Here is an 18658-nt window from a genome sequence, read left to right as displayed (position 1 = left end):
ACGGGGCAACCGATGAAGCGCTGTGCTGCAGACTGGCACGCGCCCTACGCACCCACCGAGGTCGAGCAGTTCGACGGCACCTGGCGGCTCACTGGCTGCCCGACGTGCCTCTGGGAGGCCGTGCACAACTCCCCGCAGGACAGCCAGGAACACCGAGATGGTATGGCCGAGTTCCAGGCTGCTGCCCTGAATCGTCGCCTGATCGGCACCGGTATCACGCCGCGCTTTCGCGGCTGCAGCTTCGACACGTTCGCCGCGACCACACAGGCCCAGGAAGGGGCGTTGGCCGCCTGCCGCGAGTACGCCGAGGGCTTCGAGGAAAGCGTGCGCACCGGCCGAGGCCTTCTGCTGCTGGGCAACGTCGGTACCGGCAAGACGCACCTGGCTTGCGCCATCGCTCAGCACGTCGTGCGCGAGTTCGAGGCGTGGGCGGTGGTGACGAGCGCCGCCGAGATTTGCCGGACGATGAAGGGCAGCTTTGGCAGGGGGGCCGCCTACAGCGAGAGAGACGTGCTCGACGAGCTGGGCGGCCCAGACCTGCTGGTGATCGACGAGGTGGGCGTGCAGTCCGGTAGCGACTTCTCCCCCGGCGTCCTTAGCGACGTGATCGACCGCCGGTACCAGCACCTTCGCCCGACTGTGTTGGTCAGCAACCGCAAGCCGCTGGAACTGCCGCAGTTCATCGGTGACCGGGCGGTGGATCGGTTGCGCCAGGGTGGCGGCCGTGTGGTTGGCTTCCACTGGGCGTCGGCGCGGGGTGAGGTATGACCGCCATGCACCCAAGCGAATACCAACCCTACGACGTGATTGCCAACGAGCCCGAATCGCGCTTGTTCAGCCACGAAAGCGAATACGCGGTGCTGGGTTCGATGATCAAGCAGCCCGACCTGATCGAGGAACTGAGCGCGAACCTGGAGCGTAACGACTTCCACCACCCGGCCTGCGCCGAGGTGTTCGAGATCGTTTTGGCTTGTTGGCGCAAGGCGGTTCCGGTTGACGTGGTGACGCTGCACGAGGCCCGGCCGCGATTGGCTGATGGGCAGAGCACGCTGCAGGTGGTTACCACTCTGCTGGATAACACGCCCAGCGTGGCGAACGCGGCTACCTATGCCCGGGAGGTCAAGCGTCGCTCGGTGGCCCGCCGGGTGGTGCTGGCGGCGCAGTCGATGATCGAGGCATTGAACGGAGGCGAGGCGCTGGATGATGTTTTCGCCAAGGGCCAGCAGGCCTGGCTGGCGCTGGAAGCCGAGGGCACCGATAGCCGTCGCCGGTACCGCTTCATCGGCGAGGTGCTGCCGGAGGTGATCGACACGGTGGACACGCGGTTCAACCGCGAATCGATCCTGGGCTACGACACGGGCCTGCCGTCGCTGGATGCGTTCATTCCGGGAATCTGTCCCGGGCACATGGTGGTGATCGCCGGGGCGCCGGGCAGCGGCAAAACGACCCTGGGCCTGGGCATTGCCGAGCGGGTGGCGCTGCACCACCAGGTGCCCTCGCTGGTGTTCAGTTACGAAATGACCGACGAGGAACTGGCGACCCGCTCGATCGCCTCGGTTGGAAGCGTGCACCTGAAGCACCTGGCGGAGGGCCACTCGATGACCGATCAGGACTGGCCGGCCATGACCGCGGCGGTGAACAAGCTGAAGGATGCGCCGCTGATCCTCTGTGACGATGCCACGCTGCGCCTGCGCGATGTTCGGCAGATCTGCAGGACGGTACAGCGTGCCCACGGCCTGGGCGCTGTGACGCTCGATTACATCGGTCTGGTGCCGGGCGAAGGTTCGGGCAGCCGGTACGAGCAGGTCAGCGAGATCAGTAAGGGGCTGAAGCGCCTGGCCAAGGAGTTGGGCGTGCCAGTGCTGGTGCTGGCGCAGTTGAACCGCGGCCCCAACAGTCGGGCGAACAAGCGGCCCACCAAGTCTGACCTGCGCGACTCAGGGCAGATCGAGGCCGATGCCGATGCTGTCGTGCTGGTGCATCGCGATCCTGATTCAGAGGCGGGGCAGGCCGGCGTCACGGAACTGATCGTCGACAAGAACCGCCACGGCCAGACCGGTGTATGTCGGGTGCAGCATCAGGGCGCGTACCACCGGTTTGTCGAGCTGCGCGCCGGGTATCAGTTCGATGATGAGCCAGAAGATAACGGGCGTTCCTTCGCTGGGCGCCAGTACGGGAAGGGGAAGAAAGCATGAGAAGTGTGACACCGGCCATACCACGCAAGGGCATGAGCGAACTGGAGTGTCGCTTCCTGAAGATCGCAGGGGAGGAGCTGGCCAAGGTGAACCTGGGCGGCCCTGCTGCGCTAGCGGCCTTGCTGGACATGGTTGCCAGTTGGCATGCCAGCAAGCTGCAGATCGGCTTCCACGACTATGGCCAGCGTTGGCTGCTGGAGGGCAATGCCAAGAGCAAGTCCGCCGACAGGCTGTTGCGCGATCTGTTTGGCCTGGGTGATCCCGATCCGAAAAGAGCTGCATGAAAACGGCTGTTCCTGCACTTCTTACAAATGACTCTAGGCCAGAGGCGGCGGGCGTTCCCGCCGTTTCCGGTATTTCTACGTGGGGAGGGTGAAAATTGAAGAAGCGAACCTATGCGGACAAAGCCCTCGGCGACACCGAATGGCTGCTCGAGCAGTGGGGTTACTGGCGGATGGACGGAATGGGCGTGCCTCGGTACGTCTCACCGCTGCAGGCGCTGATCTGCGATAACAACGCCAGTCAGGGTGGCATCAAGGAGTATTCGCTGACTGATGACAGCGCCCTGGTGATCGATGGCGCAGTGTCCAGGCTCACCAGTCGGGATCAGCAGTTGGGCGATTTCATCTGGTGGTACTACGGCGCCAAGTGGACAGCCGATCGGATCGGTCGCGCCAATGGCATGAGTGAGCGCAAGGCGAGGGAGATCATCAAAATGGGCGTGGCCTGGGTCGACGCGGTAATGGAGGCCCGCCGAGAAGCCGCGTAAAAAGTTCTTTCCGGGCGGATAAAACCCTGTTTCCATGGCAGGGTGTCCAGACAGCAGCAAGTGACACATGACCTCGAAACCCGGCCTTTGCGCCGGGTTTTTCGTTTTAGGCGGCGACTTCGATGGCCAGCACCACCCGCTTGCCAAGCTTCGCCAGGGCAGCTTCCAGTGCGTCCATTTTCGTTGTGTGCAGGAAGTCGACCAACCGGTCGCCCTGGGTCTGCGCAACACCCAGGAGGCGGCACAGATCGGCCTTGCGCATACTGCGGGCCATCAGTTCGTTCCAGAGCGCGATCTTGGCCACGGTCACGGCAGGCAGGTGCACGACGTGCTCGCCAGGCTCTGCAGCTGTGGCGGCAGGAATAGCGCGGCGCTGGTCGACGTACAGCGACAGGGTTGTTTCGATAGCATCAACGGCCTCGGCCAGGGCGTGCGCTTCGTCGTCGCCATAGCTGTTCAGCTCGGGCAGGTCGCGGCAGAAGACTGCGTAGCCTTGTCCGTCTTCGCCTTCGAGGCGGATAGCGTAGTTGTACATGGGTTCCCCCTTTTGCGGGTGGCTTGATTCGATGAGTAGACGTTTCGGTACCAGACGCCCAAGGGGCTCTTAGAGCCCCAGTTGCTTGATGATTCCTTTGCGGGTCGGTTCAGGCATTTCCTTTGAACCATGGTCTGCAAAGACCGTTTGCTTGCCGTTCGGTGCGGTGACTTTGAAGTGGCTTCCCTTGCCGGCTTCGAAGGTCACCCCTTGGGCCTTCAACCATCGTCTGAACTCGCTGAACTTCATCACCTCATCTCTTCTGTCTGGATAAGTTCAGCATACAACAAATTTGTATCAATACAACAGATTTGTGGTGATGTGACGGAAAAATGATTCTGCGCCGAGCGCAGCCGGTAGCGTCGAGAGACGCCACCAACACTGCAGGCCTACCGGGTTAAGCCGCGCCTGCACCTATTCACAGGGTTGCCCGATAGCGGCCCGTTCCACTTCCGAGCACACCAATGGATCCGACACCAGATGGCAACCCATTCGGCTGGTTCACCGCCGGCGGGATAGGCCTGGCGTGGGCGTTCACATGGCTGCGCAAGGCGTTCTCCAGTAGCGGCGCATCGATCGCTAATGACCGCGCCGAGAAAGACATGCTCGAGCGCATGCTGGCCGAGAACGACAAGCTGCGGCTGGCGCATGAGGTAGTCAGCAAGGAACGCAACGACATGTACCGCCAGGTCGGCGAACTGACCGGAGCGATGAAGGCCATGAACGTGCAACTCGAGCTACAGGATAAGCAGATCGTCCGCCTGACCGAGGAAGTAGCGCGCTTGAGATCTGCCCTCGAGGCGAGACCATGAACGGCGAACCGATTGCGAAGCGCGCCAGGCACTGGTGGCGCCGGGTACCGGCCTGTTCGACCGCCTGGAGGAGCGCGTGGTGGGCGGTACTGGCATCGGCGTTGAACCGCTGGTGCTGGATCTGTCCGGTGCGGTGCATTTGGATTTCTGCGCCCAGATCAAGGGCGCGTGGGCTGAGTGGTCGCTGCGCCCGGAGACTGCCGGCGAGCTGACCCGGCCGCAGATGGAGCGCCTGGTGTGCCGCACCTGGCTGCGCGATGGCGAGTCGCTGGCCCAGAAGATCATGGGGCCGGTGGTGAACTACAGGCACCTGACAGCTGTGCCGTTCGCCCTGGAACTGCTGGAGCCGGACTATCTGCCCTTCGAGCTGAACGACACCAGCAAGGGAATCATCCAGGGCATTGAGCGCGACGCCTGGCGACGCATCCGGGCCTTCCACCTGCTGAAGGCGCACCCCGGCGACCTTGGCCACGGGATCTTCCAGCAGACGAAGCGCGTCGAGGCTGAGCGAATCATTCACGTCGCCAACCGCAAGCGCATTGGTCAGAACCGGGGGGTGCCGCTGTTGCATGCCACGCTGATCCGCCTAGCCGGCACCGACTACCTGCTGACGCCCCACGGCATCCTGCGTACCGAGACCTCCGGCATCACCTCTGCCGGGGTGCTGCTCACCTACACCAAACTGGCGGCCAGCGCCCTGCAATTGCTCAACGGCAGCCCGGTGGAGTTGGAGATTTTCATCGCCGGCCTGAACGACGCACAGAGTGGCGAGCCGTACAGCCTGCACCTGCGCCGCGTGAAGTTCGGCATGCTCTCCGAGCTGCCCGTGTTCGGCCAGGAGTACCTGAAACTGGAGGGCCCGGCCGAGCTGCTGGCTGACCCGACGGTGCTGAGCAACGACATCTCCAAGTTCTGCGAGATGAACATCGTCAGTAAGGCGGCTTGATGCTGCTGGACCAGGGATGGTTTAGCGCCAGGTGCGGTGCAAGCCGAAACCCAGCCGTGCGCTGGGTTTCGGTGCTGGCGTTCTGATGTACGTGGATCAGAACGGCTGTGTGACAGCTTGGAACTAGGATCACCCAATTAATGAAACCCGCCCCGGCGGGTTTTTTTACACTTGGAGAAAAGCATGGCCGGTATCAAGGATCGCCTGATCCAGTTCATCCTGCGCGGCAAGGACGAACTATCGCCTGAGGCACAGAAGTCTGCTGAGGCACTGGAGGCGCTGCGCAACGAGGCCGCGGCGCTCAACCAGCAACTGGACACCGCCAAGGGCGAGCGCGGGCTGGTACGCGACCTGCAGGCCACCCAGCGCGCCCTCGAACAATCCCAGCGCGTGCTCGGCCAGACCGACGCACGCATCAAGGAACTGCGCGAGGCGCTGAACGCCAACCCGGATGCCAAGGGGCTGCAGCAATCGCTCAAGGATGCCGAGCGCGAAGCGTCCCGGCTGCGCCGCCAGGTCACCAGCCTGGCCAGCGACCTGGGCGAGCAGGAGAAGGCTGCCAAGGCGGCAGGCATCGATACGACCCGGCTTGCCGACGAAGAGAAGCGCCTGGCGGCCGAGGTGGATCGCGCCAAGACAGCGTTGGCCAACAACAGGCAGCAGTTGCGGGAAGTCGAGCGCGAGCAGGCCCGGGCCAGTCGAACGGCGGCGGAACATGCTACCCGCGTGGCGTCGGTGCGCGAGGCCATGGCCAGTGGTGGCCGGCAGGTACTGGGGTATGCCGCGGCGTTCGTTTCGCTGAACGCGATCTTCGGCTTGGTTCGCCGTGGCTTGAACCTGGTGCGTGACGGGATTCGTGCCGTGATCGCCGACGGCACCGACAGCGAGCAGGCGCTGGGCCAGCTTGAGGCGGCATTGGCATCTACGGGCAATGCCGCCGGTTATACGGCTGAGCAGTTGCAGGATATGGCGCGCAAGTTTCGCGCAAGCTCCATGCTCACCAATGAGCAGATCCTGGCTGCGCAGACTCGCCTGCTGTCATACACCGACATTGTGGGCGAGCAGTTCCCGCAGGCGCTGCAGATCACCATCGACCAGGCGCAGCGTCTGGGTATCAGCGTCGAGCAGTCGGCCGAGATCGTTGGCCGAGCGCTGCAGTCCCCGGCCGAGGCCATGGCGGCATTGGGCCGGCAGGGCTTCAAGCTCGAGGATGGCCAGAAACGCCTGCTCCGCCAGTTGGTGGCCACGGGGAAAACCGCCGAGGCGCAGGCGGTCATCATCGACATGATGACCGAGGCCTATGGCGGTGCTGCCGCTGCGGCGCGGCTGAATACCTTCTCCGGTCTGTTGAAAACCATTGGTGACCAGTTTGGCGACTTCGCCGGTCGGGTGGCTGATAGTGGGGCATTCGAGTTTATCCGTGGCCGGCTTCAGGGCTTGGCCGACACGCTGGACGAGATGGCCAACGATGGGCGCCTGGATCGCCTGATCGCCTGGCTACTGCTGATCTGCGGCTGTCAGTCCTACTCGCCACCCCTGTCGCCACCGGTACAGGTGGCCACGGCGGAATGCCTGCCGCCCCCGGCGCCGGATGTCTGGTGGATGGAGCAGTTCGAGCCGACATTGACCCAGGATCTGCTCAACGAATTCTCGGCATCATCGACCGAGGCGACCGCGCCATCATCGCACTAGGGGCGTGCCAGGCGTATGTGCGGAAGGTGTCAGCGGGTAAATGATCGCTATATGATCAGAGCTCGTTTGTACTTATTCCCACCGCCTTGCTCATCGTTGGGCTCGGGCTGCCGTAGTCATTGCATATCAGCGAGTCTAGGTGATCGGCATACCACTGCATCATCGTTGCGCGTTGCTCGAGGTATTGGGCCTTGTTGTATATGCCCCGCACCCCGGGCGCCTTGTGGCTCAACTGCGCCTCGATATGGTCGGCCGGGAAACCCTGCTCGTTCAAGATGGTGCTGGCGATATGGCGAAAGCCGTGACCAGTCTGTCGGCCCTCATAGCCGAGGCGGCGCAGGGCCATGAGAAATACCGTGTCGCTGCGTGGCTTGGTGCGGTCGTTTCGCCCTGGGAACAACAGCGGATAGGCGCCGGTGAGGGGGTGCAGCTCTTCCAGCAGAGCGATAGCCTGGCGACTGAGTGGCACCAGGTGTTCGCGACCCTTCTTACGGCCCTTGCGTTCGGTCGGGACCGTCCAGAGCTTCTTGTGGAAATCAAACTCCGACCATCGTGCCTCGCGCAACTCGCTGGGACGTATGGCCAGCAGGGTGAGCAGACTCAGGCCAATTCGCACATCCCTGGCGTGAGGGTAGGAGCGGATAGCCCGGAGCAGTCTGGGCAACTCATCGGCGGACACATGGGCATAGTTCTCGGCCTTGCTGGCTGACAGGAACTTATGCACACCCTCGAGCGGATTATTCACCGCGCGGCCGGTCACCCTGGCCAGGTCGTACACGTCCTTGCAGTAGGCGCGTACCCGGCTCATCTGTTCGAGGATGCCTTGATTCTCCATGCCACGCAGCAGTTCCATCCACTCCATCGAGAGGATGTCGGTGTACTGGCGCTGGCCGAAGGTCGGAAACACATGGCGCTCGAGTGCGCCCATGATCCGCCTGGCTGTCCCGGCATCCCAGCCGCCGAAGCGCGAGGTGTGCCACTCCCGTGCGAGCGCTTCGAAGGTGTCATTGGCCGCCCTGATCTCGGCGGCCTTGCGGATCCGTTTGCTGGTGATCGGGTTCTTGCCCTCGGCGGCATCGAGGCGCAATTCGGCAGCCTTTTGCCTGGCCAGCGCTCCGCTTACTTCGGGATAACCGCCGAGGCCGAGCCACGACCACTTGCCATCCGGTTTCTTGTAGCGTAACTCCCACGATTTGTTACCGTTGGGCTTGACCCGGAAATACAGGCCGGCGCCATCCAGTTCGCGGTAGGTCGCAGGTTCGGATTCCAGGCTGGCAAGGGTCGTGTCCGCCAGGGGACGACGCTTGATCTCGGAACGCTTCATTGGCTTGTATGCCCTTGGTTCAATTTTTATTGAAGCATACACACAGGCATACACGGCGGGGAAGTATGGGTATGGATTGGAATGGATCGCTGGAGACAAGAAAGCCCGCACAGGGCGGGCTTTTCAGGGTGTTTGATAGACTGTTCGAGACAGCTATAAACAGCTATTTGGTGGCTACGCAGGGACTTGAACCCCGGACCCCAGCATTATGAATGCTATGCTCTAACCAGCTGAGCTACGTAGCCGAGTGGCGCGCATTTTCCGCATCCGCCTCTGTTGTGTCAACCCCCGAGGGCATAATAATTTACGCACTTTCAACCGTTTAGCGGTTTTTGGCGGGTGCGCCATCTTGAGCCCGCCGTATCGAGGCGGAGCCTTGCCGACGCGGCCAGCCTAGCCGAAGACGGGATCGCGGGGTGGGTAGGGCGTCTGTTCGATGGCGCGCTGCTGTTCCGCTGTCGGTGCCGCCCGGCAGAGATCCGGCTGCTGGCCCTGCGGGTATCCGCCCACGACGAGGAAGTCGTCGCTGCTGGCCAGGTTGCAATGACCGGTGCCGGCCGGCAGCACCAGCACATCGCCGCTGTGCAGGCTGAGTTCCCGGCCGCCCGGGCCGCCCAGCATGACCCGGGCTTGGCCCTGGATGACGCCGAGCACTTCGTGGGCATTGCTGTGGTAGTGGTGATAGTCGTAGATGCCGTCAACCCATTGCGCGGGCCAGGCATTGGCACCGAACAGGCGCTGCGTGCCGGATGGCGTTGGCAGCCCCTTGTCCTTCAAGGCCTGGCGATAGACGAGCACCGGATGGTTGTCGTTGTTCGGCACCCAGTCGTTGCGCAGAAGCAGCAATTTTTCCACCTTCGTGACGGCCATTGGCGCGGACGCTGCTCCGATGGCGCTCGAGGCTTCACCGAGGCTGGCGAGGTAGTGCAGGATCAGGCGGCGCGAGAATGTGTCCATGACGGGCCCTCTCGAGGCAATGGCTTCACCTGTATAGAGGGCAATGCTGCGCAGGTGTTTCGGTTATCGCTGGGGCTGGCGTGGCCGGGAAATGCGAAGCCCCTCGAGCGGTTGCGCTCGAGGGGCCTCGTGGGTGGGGCTGGGGCAGGTCAGACGTTGAAGCGGAAGTGCATCACGTCGCCGTCCTTGACGATGTAGTCCTTGCCTTCCAGGCGCCATTTGCCGGCTTCCTTGGCGCCGGCTTCGCCCTTGTACTGGATGAAGTCGTCGTAGGCGATGACTTCGGCGCGGATGAAGCCTTTCTCGAAGTCGGTGTGGATGGCCGCGGCGGACTGCGGGGCGGTGGCGCCGACCTTGATGGTCCAGGCGCGCACTTCCTTGACGCCGGCGGTGAAGTAGGTCTGCAGGTTGAGCAGCGAGTAGCCGGCGCGGATCACGCGGTTGAGGCCCGGCTCGTCCATGCCCATGGTCTCGAGGAACATCTGCATTTCTTCCAGATCGTCCAGCTCGGCGATTTCGGCCTCGATCTTGTTGCACACCGGCACGACGATGGCGCCTTCTTCCTCGGCGATGGCCTTGACCACGTCGAGCAGCGGGTTGTTGTCGAAGCCGTCTTCGGCGACGTTGGCGATGTACATCACCGGCTTGGTGGTCAGCAGGTGGAAGGTCTTGGCCAGGCGCTTCTCGTCATCGCCGAGGCTCTTCAGCAGGCTGCGCGCCGGCTTGCCTTCGGTGAAGTGGGGGATGAGTTTTTCCAGCAGCGCTTTCTGCGCCACGGCTTCCTTGTCGCCACCCTTGGCGGTGCGGGCAACGCGCTGCAGTTGTTTCTCGCAGCTGTCGAGGTCGGCCATGATCAGCTCGAGGTCGATGATCTCGATGTCACGCTTGGGGTCGACGCTGTTGGCCACGTGGATGACGTTGTCGTCTTCGAAGCAGCGCACCACGTGGGCGATGGCGTCGGTCTCGCGGATGTTGGCGAGGAACTTGTTGCCCAGGCCCTCGCCCTTGGAGGCGCCTGCCACCAGGCCGGCGATGTCGACGAACTCCATGGTGGTGGGCAGCACCCGCTCGGGTTTGACGATGGCCGCCAGGGCATCGAGGCGCGGGTCGGGCATGGGCACGATGCCGCTGTTCGGCTCGATGGTGCAGAAGGGGAAGTTTTCCGCCGCGATACCGGATTTGGTGAGGGCGTTGAACAGGGTGGACTTGCCGACGTTGGGCAGGCCGACGATGCCGCAGTTGAATCCCATGGTGTGTCCCTCGCGCCGAAGGCGGTGAAAAGAATTAGGAGGTGGCTTTCTGGCTGTGCAGCTTGCGCATCGCCACGGTCCAGTCGCCGGCGAGTATCTCCGGCAGTACCTCGAGGGCGAAGCCGATGCTGGTGTCCAGCAGTTCCTGCTCGCTGCGCGGGGCGCGACTGAGCACGAAGTTGGAGACCATGCTGCTGTGTCCCGGGTGGCCGATGCCGAGCCGCAGGCGGTGGAAGTTATTCTGGTTGCCGAGCTGGGCGATGATGTCGCGCAGCCCGTTGTGTCCGCCGTGCCCGCCACCCTGTTTGAGTTTGGCGACGCCCGGCGGCATGTCGAGTTCGTCGTGTGCCACCAGGATTTCTTCGGGTTTGATCTTGAAGAAATTCGCCAATGCCGCCACGGACTGGCCGCTGCGGTTCATGAAGGTGGTGGGGATCAGCAGACGAACCTCGCGACCCTGGTGGGCGAATTTGCCCACCAGGCCGAAATACTTGCGATCAACGCTGAGATTCACACGCTGGCTGTCCGCCAGGCGCTCAACGAAAAGGGCCCCTGCATTGTGCCGGGTCTGGTCGTATTCGGGGCCGGGATTACCCAGGCCAACGATCAGTTGTACGGCAGTCATACAGGAGCCCTTTCGTGAAACCGGCACAGCCCGCCAATATTACTCGGCGGTGCTTTCGCCTTCGCTGTCTTCTTCTACACGAACGCGCGGCAGGTGGATGCTGGCAACCGGCAGATCGCTGCCGTGGGCCAGGGAAACCAGCTCGACGCCTTTCGGCAGTTTGATGTCGGACAGGTGAACGGTCTGGTCGACCTCGACCTTGGCCATGTCGACTTCGATGAACTCCGGCAGGTCTTTTGGCAGGCAGGAGACTTCGACTTCGTTCAGGCTGTGCAGCACTTCGCCGCCGCCTTGCTTGACGCCTGCGGCGCTGGCTTCGTTGACGAAGTGCAGCGGTACGTGAGCGCTCAGCTTCTGGCCGGCGATGACGCGCTGGAAGTCGGCGTGCAGAACGAAGCCTTTGGCCGGATGGCGCTGCAGGGCCTTGATCAGGACGCTTTCTTTCTGGCCGTCGACGGTCAGGGTCAGCACGTGGCTGAACGCGGCTTCGTTGTCCAGCAGCTTGGCCAGGTCTTTGGCGACCAGGCTGATGGATTGCGGGGCTTTCTCGCCGCCGTAGATCACGGCGGGAACCAGGCTGGCGTTACGACGCAGGCGGCGGCTCGCACCTTTCCCCAGGTCGGAACGCACTTCGGCATTCAGAGCAAATTCAACAGTCATTTCACTTCTCCAAAATAACCAAACCGCCCGTTACGCTTGCGACCAGCGACGGGGCGGTTCAGTGAAAGGCCTGGCCAAATGGCCAGGCATGTTTCGTCAACGCTGTTCCGGGTTAGCGGAACATCGCGCTGATCGATTCTTCATTGCTGATGCGGCGTACCGCTTCAGCGACAACCGGCGCGATGTCCAGTTGGCGAATGCGTGAACAGGATTGCGCGGCAGCGGACAGCGGGATGGTGTTGGTAACCACCAGTTCGTCCAGTACCGAGTTCTCGATGTTCTCGATGGCGCGACCCGACAGCACCGGGTGCGTGGCATAGGCGAATACCTTGGCCGCGCCGTGTTCCTTCAATGCCTTCGCCGCGTGGCACAGGGTGCCGGCGGTGTCGACCATGTCGTCGACCAGGATGCAGGTACGGCCTTCCACGTCACCGATGATGTGCATCACCTCGGAGTGGTTGGCTTTCTCGCGGCGCTTGTCGATGATCGCCAGATCCACGCCCAGGGACTTGGCCACGGCGCGGGCACGCACCACACCGCCGATGTCCGGGGAGACGATCATCAGGTTATCGAAGCGCTGGTCTTCGATGTCGTCGACCAGAACCGGCGAGCCGTAGATGTTATCCACGGGGATATCGAAGAAACCCTGGATCTGATCCGCGTGCAGGTCGACGGTGAGCACACGGTCGATGCCTACCACGGTGAGCATGTCGGCCACGACCTTGGCACTGATCGCCACGCGGGCGGAACGCGGACGGCGATCCTGGCGGGCATAGCCGAAGTAGGGGATGACAGCGGTGATGCGAGTCGCCGAGGAGCGGCGGAAGGCGTCGGCCATCACCACCAGTTCCATCAGGTTGTCATTGGTTGGCGCGCACGTCGGCTGGATCAGGAAGACGTCCTTACCGCGGACGTTTTCGTTGATTTCGATGCTGATTTCACCGTCGGAGAACTTTCCGACAGAAGCATCGCCGAGGGGGATGTGCAACTGACGAACGATACGTCGCGCCAGATCGGGGTTAGCGTTCCCCGTAAAGACCATCATCTTGGACACGCGCAGTACCTGCCGGCTGAGGGTATACCTGGATGAGTATAAAAATGGCAGGGGCGGCTGGATTCGAACCAACGCATGCCAGGATCAAAACCTGGTGCCTTACCGCTTGGCGACGCCCCTGTATCCTGTGTGACCCAATGCTGCTTGTCGGTGCTACGGCCACCCTTGGGTGGTTATGGCAGGGGCGGCTGGATTCGAACCAACGCATGCCAGGATCAAAACCTGGTGCCTTACCGCTTGGCGACGCCCCTGTAACGTATAACCGATGCTACGCATTCACTTCTTGGCCAGTGCTTGGAGCGTGCGATGCAACATCGAAACGTTGGCACCTCGCGCAACAAAACTCGGCAGTGTGGCTGGAAGTTGGCGGGCGACTTTATCAGCATCGTCCCTGTTTGGGAAGCTCCCAAACACGCAAGCTCCAGTGCCGGTCAATCTTGCGGGAATAAATTTGTTCAGCAAGATCAGGGCGTTACGAACATCCGGGTAACGCTTCTCGACGACCGGCTGGCAGTCATTACGACCACCCCCTGCAAGAAGGCTGCGAACTTTAATGGGCGGCGTATCCCGTGTCAACTCGGGGTCGGAGAAAACTTCCGCAGTGCTGACAAGGACTTGCGGCACGGCGACGAGAAACCAGGGTTCGGGCAGCTCGAGGGGCGTGAGTTTTTCCCCGACGCCCTCGGCGAAGGCCGCGTGGCCGCGTACGAATACCGGCACATCGGCACCCAGGCCCAGCCCCAGGGCGGCCAGGCGGTCTGCGTCCCAGTCCAGCCGCCAGAGGTGGGCCAGGCCGAGCAGGGTGGTGGCGGCGTCCGAGCTGCCACCACCGATGCCGCCGCCCAGGGGCAGGCGTTTGTCCAGCCAGATATCGGCGCCCAGGCGTGTGCCGCTGCGCTGCTGCAGCTGGCGCGCGGCGCGCACGATCAGGTTGCTGTCGTGGGGCACGCCGTCGATCTCGCTATGCAGGCGGATGACGCCGTCTGCCCGCAGGGCGAAGCCGAGCTGGTCGCCATGGTCGAGGAACTGGAACAGGGTCTGCAGCTCGTGATAGCCGTCGGCGCGGCGGCCGAGGATATGCAGCATCAGGTTGAGCTTGGCCGGGGCCGGGAGGATCAGCTCGGCATGGGCAGGGATGGCGTGGGTGGTCATGGGAGCAATGGCTGGCGAGAGGGGATGAGAGGTTACTGCAGGCTAACGTAGCCCGTAGCCTGGGTCGAGCGTAGCGGCACCCGGGAAGGTGCCCTGGGTATCGCTGCGCTCAACCGCAGGCTACGGGCTGGAAGCAGGTTGCTGGGCCACGGATGGATGACGTTTCATCCATCCACCCCTTTATGGGAGAGCGTTGGTGCGAGCCCTGTTTGCCGTCTGGATCAAGCGTAGCGGCACTCGGGAAGGTGCCCTGGGTATCGCTACGCTCGACCGCAGGCCACGAACGGGCTACTGGCCGAGCTGGCGCGGTTGCCAGTCCTTGATCACCAGGGTCACCTGCAGGTCGTGGCCCTGCAGTTTCAGGCGTTCGGGCAGCCAGTAACCGTTCTGTTCGGCGTAGCTCAGGTATTCCACCTGCCAGCCATCCTGGGCCAACTGGGCCAGGCGGCTGTCGCCGTCGAGGGTCAGGCGGCTCCTGCTGTCCGGTGCGGGCAGGCCGCGTATCCACCAGAGCAGGTGGGACACCGGCAGGTTGAGGCCCAGCTGTTGTTGCAGCAGTTCTTCCGGCGACTCGGCCTGGTAACGGCCCTGGTTGGCCACTTCCAGCAGCACCTCGCCCGGGCGCCCGGTCAGGCGCGCCGCGCCGCGACCCAGCGGGCCGGACAGGCGGATGTCGGAGTAGTCCTGGCGTTGCAGCCAGAACAGGGTGCCGCTGCCGGAATCGCGCGGGGCGCGGATGCCGACCTTGCCGTTGATCTGCCAGGCGTCGAGGGCGCTGATGTGTTGCTTGTGCGCCTGCCAGCGGGCCGGGTCGCCCTGGCCGTCGAGCGCTTCACGGGAGGTCATGCCGGCGCAACCGGCGAGCAGGGCGAGCAAGGCGAATACGAATAGGGTATGCAGGCGCATCACGGGGTCTCTGATCCAGTCAGGCGCAGCAGGGTGCTGCGCAGGATTTCACTGTCGGGCTGCTCCTTGAGGGCATCGCGCCAGATCTTTCTGGCTTCGCGTTGCTTGCCCTGAGCCCACAGCACTTCACCCAGGTGGGCGGCGACTTCGTGGTCGGGGAAGCGCTCGAAGGCCTGGCGCAGCAGGCGTTCGGCTTCGTCCAGCTTGCCCAGGCGGAAGTTCGCCCAGCCCAGGCTGTCGAGTATCGCCGGGTCGTTGGGGTTGAGTTCGTTGGCGCGCTGGATCAGCTCCAGGCCTTCCTGATGACGCTCGGTGCGGTCGGCCAGGGTGTAGCCGAGGGCGTTGAGCGCCATGGCGTTTTCCGGGTCGCGCACGAGGATGAAGCGCAGGTCGCGCTCCAGTTGTTTCAGGTCGCCGCGCGGTTCGGCCAGCATGGCACGGGTGTAGAGCAGGTTGAGGTCGTCCGGGTACTGTTCCAGCGCCTGCTGGATCAATTGCCAGGCGCGTTCCCCCTGCCGCTGGTTGGCCAGCGATTCCGATTCGATCAGGTACAGCTGGATGGCGTAATCCGGCTGTGCGTCACGGGCCTGTGCCAGACGTTCGGAGGCTTCGGCGGCGCGCTTGTTGGCGACCAGCAGTTCGGTCTGGCGAACCTGGGCGGGCAGGTAGTCGTTGCCGGGGCCGACCATGGCGTACTCGTCCAGGGCGCCGTCGGTATCGCCCATGGCCTCGTAGGCGCGGCCCAGGTTGTAGTGCGCCGGGTCGACGTGGGCGCCACGCTCGATCAGTTCCTGCAGGTAGACGGCGGCCTCGCGCCAGGCCTCGGCCTCCATGCACACCAGGGCGAGGGAGAAGCGCAGGTCATCGTCCTCGGGGAATTGTTGCAGCAGGGAGGAGAACTCGCCCCTGGCGTCGTCCATCCGCCCCAGTTCCACCAACTGGCGGGCGTAGGTCAGGCGCAGGCGTTTGTCGCCGGGGCTGCGTTCGATGCCTTTCTTGAGCAGGGGCAGGGCTTCCTCGCCCCGGTTCATGCTCTGCAGCAGGCGGGCGCGCAGCAGCAGCGGCGCCTCCTCGTCCTGCTTGGCCGTGCTGGACTCGAGCAGTTGCAGGGCTTCCTCGGCGCGGCCGTCCTGTTGCAGCAACAGGGCCTTGCCGAACAACAACTGGCCGTCCGCGGGGTATTTCTTCAGCAAACGGTCGAAGCTCTGCAGCAGCCCGGCGCGGGTGTCCGGATCGGTTTCCGCCGCCGACAGGGCGAGGAAGTCGAAGTGGGTGTTGCCCTGGCGTTGCAGCACGCGCTCCATGTACACCATGGATTCGTCGTAGCGGCCGGCCCGCGCCAGTTGCACCGCCGCGGCGCGCTGGGCGTCGACGTTGGTCGGCGCGTTCCTGGCCCATACCAGCGCGGTCGCCAATGCTTCCTGCTCGGCGCCCAGGTATTCGGCGATGCGGAAGCCGCGCTCGGCGACGCCGGCATCCTGGGTCGAATTGGCCTGCTGCACATAGTTGCTCAGGGCCAGGTCGAAGCGGTTGCGCTGTCCCGCCAGTTCCGCGGTGAGCAGGGCCAGCAGGGTTTCCTGGCTGAACGAGCCGTATTCCTGCGGTGTGGCCGCCCGGGTTTCGCTGCCGGGCTCTTCTACGGGCACGCCGCCATCCGGAGTGGATGGGGCAAATGACTGGCAACCACCCACGAAGGCAAGGGCGGTCAGCAAGGCGATGGGTCTATTCATAAGGGGGAATGCGACTAACCTGCGGTTTTGGGCATCATGACACAAGCCGCTGGGCAAGCCCATGGGCTGGCAGTGTCGTGGCGATAAGCCCTTGGACTCCCTCAGTCGGCTACTGGTTGCATTCCCGGATGCCGTGCATGGCTCAGGTCGTGGCGGATGTGCTGGATCAGACCGCGTACGGCGGGGGTGATGCCGCGGTGGGCGGGGGTCAGGGCATACAGTGTGCTTGAGGCCGGGCGTTCCTGCGGGCAGGACGCCAGCAGGCTGCCACGCTGCAGGTCGGCGTGACAGGCGTGCAAGGGCAGGCAGGCCAGGCCGATGCCGGCACGGGCGGCGTTGAGCAGCGTTTGCAGGCTCGGCGAGCTGAACGCCGAGTTGTGCAGCGGTCGTTGGCCGTCGGCCAGCAGCCAGGGGCGTAGCGCCTGGGGCGCACCGAAGGCCAGCAGGTGCTGGTCGTCGACACTGCCCAGGTGTTGCGGATGGCCGAGGCGCTTGAGCAGCGCGGGGTTACCGACGATCACGCTTTGCAGGCGAGCGAGGGGACGGGCGACGATATCGCTGCTGTTGCTCGGCGCGTCGTCCAGGCTCAGCGACAGGTCCAGGCGCTGGGCGCTCAACTCGGTCTGCCCGTCCCTGTTGATCAGGGCGAAGCTGACTTTCGGATGGCTGGCCTGAAAGTGACCGAGCCGCTCGAGCAGCCAGCCGCTGAAGATGGCGGGCGCACACAGCTGGAGCAGCCCGCTCGGCGTGCCGCTGGCTTCCTGGGCCGTGGCTTCGGCCGCTTCGGCGGCGCTGAGCATATCCAGGGCGTGACGATAGATGCGCTCGCCCAGGGTGGTCATGCTGAACGAGCGGGTGCTGCGGTTGAGCAGTTGGACCTGCAGGCGTTTCTCCAGCTGGATGATGCGTCGGCTGAGGCTGGATTTGGCGATGCCGGTGCGTTCGGCCGCGGCCGAGAAACTGCCGGCTTCGACCACGCAGATCAGCCAGTAGAGCTCGCCGAGGATGCTGGCCTGGGTGGCGGCCTTGAGTTGGGGTTTGTGGGACGCAGTGTTGTCGTGGGTGGAACGTTGCATCGTATTTACCTGCATGGCTTTGCGCTATCTTATTGCCCGCCTGACAGTGTGGCTTTTGCTGCAGCGGATACGGCTTTTGCCAGCAGGGAGGATGGGCGGATAAATGATCGAACGGATGCCGAGCAACATCGGGGCGGGGGCGTAGTCATGCAGAGCGACTTTATTACTGCACCGCATATTCTGGTCATCGACGACTCTCCGGAAGAGCTTCGAGGCCTGATCGGATTACTGCGTCAACAGTCCTGGCGCCTGTCCCTGGCCAGTGATGCCCATCAGGGCTATCAGCGTGCCCTGGCCCTGAAACCCGACCTGATCCTGCTCGATGTGCGCATGCCCGGCATGGATGGCTTCACCCTGTGTCGGCTGTTGCGTGAGGCGCCGGCTACGTGCCGGGTGCCGGTGATCTTCCTGACGTCCGCCGGTGCGGTCGACGAGCGGCTCGAAGGCCTGACGCTGGGCTGTGTCGATTACGTACTCAAGAGTTGCGAGCCCCAGGAAGTGCTGGCGCGTATCCGCATTCACCTGCAGCTGGCCTGGCGCGACACGTCGCTCGGCGCCGTTCCCTCTGCCGAGGTGGAGCCCGCCACCGACGCTGAGGTGCTGCTGCGCGCCGCCATGCGTCTGATCGCCCAGCGCCTCGACGATATGCCCTCGCTGGCCGAGATCGCCCGTAAGGTCGGCACCCACGACAAGCGTCTGTCGGGCATCTTCCGCGAGCACCTGGGGATGACGGTATTCGCCTATATCCGCGAAGTACGTCTGAAGCGGGGGCTGGAATTGCTGGCCGATAGCGGCATGAGCATTCAGGACATCGCCGAACTGGTCGGCTTTCGCAGCGCCTGCAATTTCACCACGGCTTTTCGCGAGCGCATGGGCATGACGCCCAGCCAGTTCCGCCAGCAAGAACGGGCGCAGACGTGATGCCGTTTGCGCCTGGGGATCGATGAAGGGGCGTCGCGGGCGCGGGGCCGAGGC

At 63.8% G+C, this 18658-nt stretch carries 20 protein-coding genes and 3 tRNA genes; 8 read left to right on the top strand and 15 right to left on the bottom strand.

Annotated features, from left to right (window positions below):
* Positions 1 to 12 precede the first annotated feature (12 nt).
* The 4 genes from DNK34_RS21600 to DNK34_RS21585 all read left to right on the top strand — a co-directional run bounded on the left by DNK34_RS21600 (position 13) and on the right by DNK34_RS21585 (position 2964).
* Entirely contained in the window at positions 13 to 768 is a 756-nt protein-coding gene (locus DNK34_RS21600) for an ATP-binding protein (protein ID WP_242675365.1), read from the top strand.
* Positions 765 to 2195, top strand: coding sequence for a replicative DNA helicase (locus tag DNK34_RS21595; RefSeq protein WP_242675252.1), 1431 nt, complete (start codon positions 765 to 767; stop codon positions 2193 to 2195). The genes DNK34_RS21600 and DNK34_RS21595 overlap by 4 nt, the downstream gene beginning before the upstream one ends.
* Entirely contained in the window at positions 2192 to 2479 is a 288-nt protein-coding gene (locus tag DNK34_RS21590; RefSeq protein ID WP_131176935.1) for a hypothetical protein, read from the top strand. The genes DNK34_RS21595 and DNK34_RS21590 overlap by 4 nt, the downstream gene beginning before the upstream one ends.
* 95 nt (positions 2480 to 2574) lie before the next feature.
* The gene (locus tag DNK34_RS21585; protein ID WP_131176936.1) at positions 2575 to 2964 is read left to right on the top strand and encodes an antiterminator Q family protein; all 390 of its coding nucleotides are present in this window, start codon (positions 2575 to 2577) and stop codon (positions 2962 to 2964) included.
* 106 nt (positions 2965 to 3070) lie between these two features.
* On the opposite strand, the gene DNK34_RS21580 is transcribed toward DNK34_RS21585, so the two are convergent.
* Entirely contained in the window at positions 3071 to 3499 is a 429-nt protein-coding gene (locus DNK34_RS21580; RefSeq protein WP_131176937.1) for a type II toxin-antitoxin system HicB family antitoxin, read from the bottom strand.
* Positions 3500 to 3568: 69 nt separating this feature from the next.
* Positions 3569 to 3748 (bottom strand): type II toxin-antitoxin system HicA family toxin, encoded by a 180-nt coding sequence (locus DNK34_RS21575; RefSeq protein WP_131176938.1) that lies wholly within the window; start codon positions 3746 to 3748, stop codon positions 3569 to 3571.
* Positions 3749 to 3963: 215 nt separating this feature from the next.
* Between DNK34_RS21575 and DNK34_RS21570 the strand changes: the two genes are divergently transcribed.
* The 3 genes from DNK34_RS21570 to DNK34_RS25940 all read left to right on the top strand — a co-directional run bounded on the left by DNK34_RS21570 (position 3964) and on the right by DNK34_RS25940 (position 6949).
* Positions 3964 to 4311 carry a hypothetical protein gene (locus tag DNK34_RS21570; RefSeq protein ID WP_131176939.1) on the top strand — a complete coding sequence of 116 codons (348 nt, stop codon included), beginning with the start codon at positions 3964 to 3966 and terminating at the stop codon, positions 4309 to 4311.
* Positions 4312 to 4345: 34 nt separating this feature from the next.
* Positions 4346 to 5257 carry a phage portal protein gene (locus tag DNK34_RS26005; protein WP_425273942.1) on the top strand — a complete coding sequence of 304 codons (912 nt, stop codon included), beginning with the start codon at positions 4346 to 4348 and terminating at the stop codon, positions 5255 to 5257.
* Between the two features lie 183 nt (positions 5258 to 5440).
* Positions 5441 to 6949 (top strand): phage tail length tape measure family protein, encoded by a 1509-nt coding sequence (locus DNK34_RS25940; RefSeq protein WP_131176940.1) that lies wholly within the window; start codon positions 5441 to 5443, stop codon positions 6947 to 6949.
* A 55-nt stretch (positions 6950 to 7004) separates the two neighbouring features.
* Here DNK34_RS25940 and DNK34_RS21555 read toward each other — a convergent pair whose 3' ends face one another.
* From DNK34_RS21555 to DNK34_RS21495, 13 genes are all read right to left on the bottom strand, one after another.
* A complete protein-coding gene (locus DNK34_RS21555; RefSeq protein ID WP_131176941.1) occupies positions 7005 to 8273 on the bottom strand; it encodes a tyrosine-type recombinase/integrase in 1269 nt (422 codons plus the stop codon).
* Between the two features lie 168 nt (positions 8274 to 8441).
* A tRNA-Met gene (locus tag DNK34_RS21550) sits at positions 8442 to 8518 on the bottom strand.
* Between the two features lie 148 nt (positions 8519 to 8666).
* Complete coding sequence (locus DNK34_RS21545; protein WP_131176942.1) at positions 8667 to 9230, bottom strand: cupin domain-containing protein; 564 nt, start codon at positions 9228 to 9230, stop codon at positions 8667 to 8669.
* Between the two features lie 149 nt (positions 9231 to 9379).
* Positions 9380 to 10480, bottom strand: a complete 1101-nt coding sequence (ychF, locus tag DNK34_RS21540; RefSeq protein WP_131176943.1) for a redox-regulated ATPase YchF — start codon at positions 10478 to 10480, stop codon at positions 9380 to 9382.
* Positions 10481 to 10514: 34 nt separating this feature from the next.
* Positions 10515 to 11105 (bottom strand): aminoacyl-tRNA hydrolase, encoded by a 591-nt coding sequence (gene pth / locus DNK34_RS21535; RefSeq protein WP_131176944.1) that lies wholly within the window; start codon positions 11103 to 11105, stop codon positions 10515 to 10517.
* A 39-nt stretch (positions 11106 to 11144) separates the two neighbouring features.
* On the bottom strand, positions 11145 to 11765 hold the full coding sequence (locus tag DNK34_RS21530; protein WP_131176945.1) for a 50S ribosomal protein L25/general stress protein Ctc: 621 nt from the start codon (positions 11763 to 11765) through the stop codon (positions 11145 to 11147).
* 112 nt (positions 11766 to 11877) lie between these two features.
* Positions 11878 to 12819 (bottom strand): ribose-phosphate pyrophosphokinase, encoded by a 942-nt coding sequence (locus DNK34_RS21525; protein WP_131176946.1) that lies wholly within the window; start codon positions 12817 to 12819, stop codon positions 11878 to 11880.
* A gap of 45 nt (positions 12820 to 12864) precedes the next feature.
* Positions 12865 to 12939: transfer RNA gene (locus DNK34_RS21520), tRNA-Gln, on the bottom strand.
* A gap of 56 nt (positions 12940 to 12995) precedes the next feature.
* Positions 12996 to 13070 (bottom strand) — tRNA-Gln (locus DNK34_RS21515).
* A 25-nt stretch (positions 13071 to 13095) separates the two neighbouring features.
* On the bottom strand, positions 13096 to 13971 hold the full coding sequence (gene ispE / locus DNK34_RS21510) for a 4-(cytidine 5'-diphospho)-2-C-methyl-D-erythritol kinase (RefSeq protein WP_131176947.1): 876 nt from the start codon (positions 13969 to 13971) through the stop codon (positions 13096 to 13098).
* Positions 13972 to 14259: 288 nt separating this feature from the next.
* Positions 14260 to 14877 carry a lipoprotein insertase outer membrane protein LolB gene (lolB, locus tag DNK34_RS21505; RefSeq protein WP_131176948.1) on the bottom strand — a complete coding sequence of 206 codons (618 nt, stop codon included), beginning with the start codon at positions 14875 to 14877 and terminating at the stop codon, positions 14260 to 14262.
* Complete coding sequence (locus DNK34_RS21500) at positions 14877 to 16607, bottom strand: tetratricopeptide repeat protein (RefSeq protein ID WP_131176949.1); 1731 nt, start codon at positions 16605 to 16607, stop codon at positions 14877 to 14879. The genes lolB and DNK34_RS21500 overlap by 1 nt, the downstream gene beginning before the upstream one ends.
* Positions 16608 to 16708: 101 nt before the next feature.
* Complete coding sequence (locus DNK34_RS21495; protein ID WP_131176950.1) at positions 16709 to 17683, bottom strand: LysR family transcriptional regulator; 975 nt, start codon at positions 17681 to 17683, stop codon at positions 16709 to 16711.
* Between the two features lie 147 nt (positions 17684 to 17830).
* Between DNK34_RS21495 and DNK34_RS21490 the strand changes: the two genes are divergently transcribed.
* On the top strand, positions 17831 to 18604 hold the full coding sequence (locus DNK34_RS21490; RefSeq protein ID WP_131176951.1) for a response regulator transcription factor: 774 nt from the start codon (positions 17831 to 17833) through the stop codon (positions 18602 to 18604).
* Positions 18605 to 18658 lie beyond the last annotated feature (54 nt).

Origin of the sequence: Phytopseudomonas dryadis, assembly GCF_004327355.1 — a bacterium.
Classification (GTDB): Bacteria; Pseudomonadota; Gammaproteobacteria; order Pseudomonadales; family Pseudomonadaceae; genus Aquipseudomonas; species Aquipseudomonas dryadis.
Note: the sequence above shows the minus strand (reverse complement) of the source record. Positions and strands in the feature narration are given on the sequence as shown.

What these genes read in the sequence shown, in the direction of transcription:
- DNK34_RS21600 (WP_242675365.1), top strand. Translation starts at nt 13, where the DNA reads ATGAAGCGCTGTGCTGCAGACTGGCACGCGCCCTACGCACCCACCGAG.
- DNK34_RS21595 (WP_242675252.1), top strand. Translation starts at nt 765, where the DNA reads ATGACCGCCATGCACCCAAGCGAATACCAACCCTACGACGTGATTGCC.
- DNK34_RS21590 (WP_131176935.1), top strand. Translation starts at nt 2,192, where the DNA reads ATGAGAAGTGTGACACCGGCCATACCACGCAAGGGCATGAGCGAACTG.
- DNK34_RS21580 (WP_131176937.1), bottom strand. Translation starts at nt 3,499, where the DNA reads ATGTACAACTACGCTATCCGCCTCGAAGGCGAAGACGGACAAGGCTAC.
- DNK34_RS21575 (WP_131176938.1), bottom strand. Translation starts at nt 3,748, where the DNA reads ATGAAGTTCAGCGAGTTCAGACGATGGTTGAAGGCCCAAGGGGTGACC.
- DNK34_RS21570 (WP_131176939.1), top strand. Translation starts at nt 3,964, where the DNA reads ATGGATCCGACACCAGATGGCAACCCATTCGGCTGGTTCACCGCCGGC.
- DNK34_RS25940 (WP_131176940.1), top strand. Translation starts at nt 5,441, where the DNA reads ATGGCCGGTATCAAGGATCGCCTGATCCAGTTCATCCTGCGCGGCAAG.
- DNK34_RS21555 (WP_131176941.1), bottom strand. Translation starts at nt 8,273, where the DNA reads ATGAAGCGTTCCGAGATCAAGCGTCGTCCCCTGGCGGACACGACCCTT.
- DNK34_RS21545 (WP_131176942.1), bottom strand. Translation starts at nt 9,230, where the DNA reads ATGGACACATTCTCGCGCCGCCTGATCCTGCACTACCTCGCCAGCCTC.
- ychF (WP_131176943.1), bottom strand. Translation starts at nt 10,480, where the DNA reads ATGGGATTCAACTGCGGCATCGTCGGCCTGCCCAACGTCGGCAAGTCC.
- pth (WP_131176944.1), bottom strand. Translation starts at nt 11,105, where the DNA reads ATGACTGCCGTACAACTGATCGTTGGCCTGGGTAATCCCGGCCCCGAA.
- DNK34_RS21530 (WP_131176945.1), bottom strand. Translation starts at nt 11,765, where the DNA reads ATGACTGTTGAATTTGCTCTGAATGCCGAAGTGCGTTCCGACCTGGGG.
- ispE (WP_131176947.1), bottom strand. Translation starts at nt 13,971, where the DNA reads ATGACCACCCACGCCATCCCTGCCCATGCCGAGCTGATCCTCCCGGCC.
- lolB (WP_131176948.1), bottom strand. Translation starts at nt 14,877, where the DNA reads ATGCGCCTGCATACCCTATTCGTATTCGCCTTGCTCGCCCTGCTCGCC.
- DNK34_RS21500 (WP_131176949.1), bottom strand. Translation starts at nt 16,607, where the DNA reads ATGAATAGACCCATCGCCTTGCTGACCGCCCTTGCCTTCGTGGGTGGT.
- DNK34_RS21495 (WP_131176950.1), bottom strand. Translation starts at nt 17,683, where the DNA reads ATGCAACGTTCCACCCACGACAACACTGCGTCCCACAAACCCCAACTC.
- DNK34_RS21490 (WP_131176951.1), top strand. Translation starts at nt 17,831, where the DNA reads ATGCAGAGCGACTTTATTACTGCACCGCATATTCTGGTCATCGACGAC.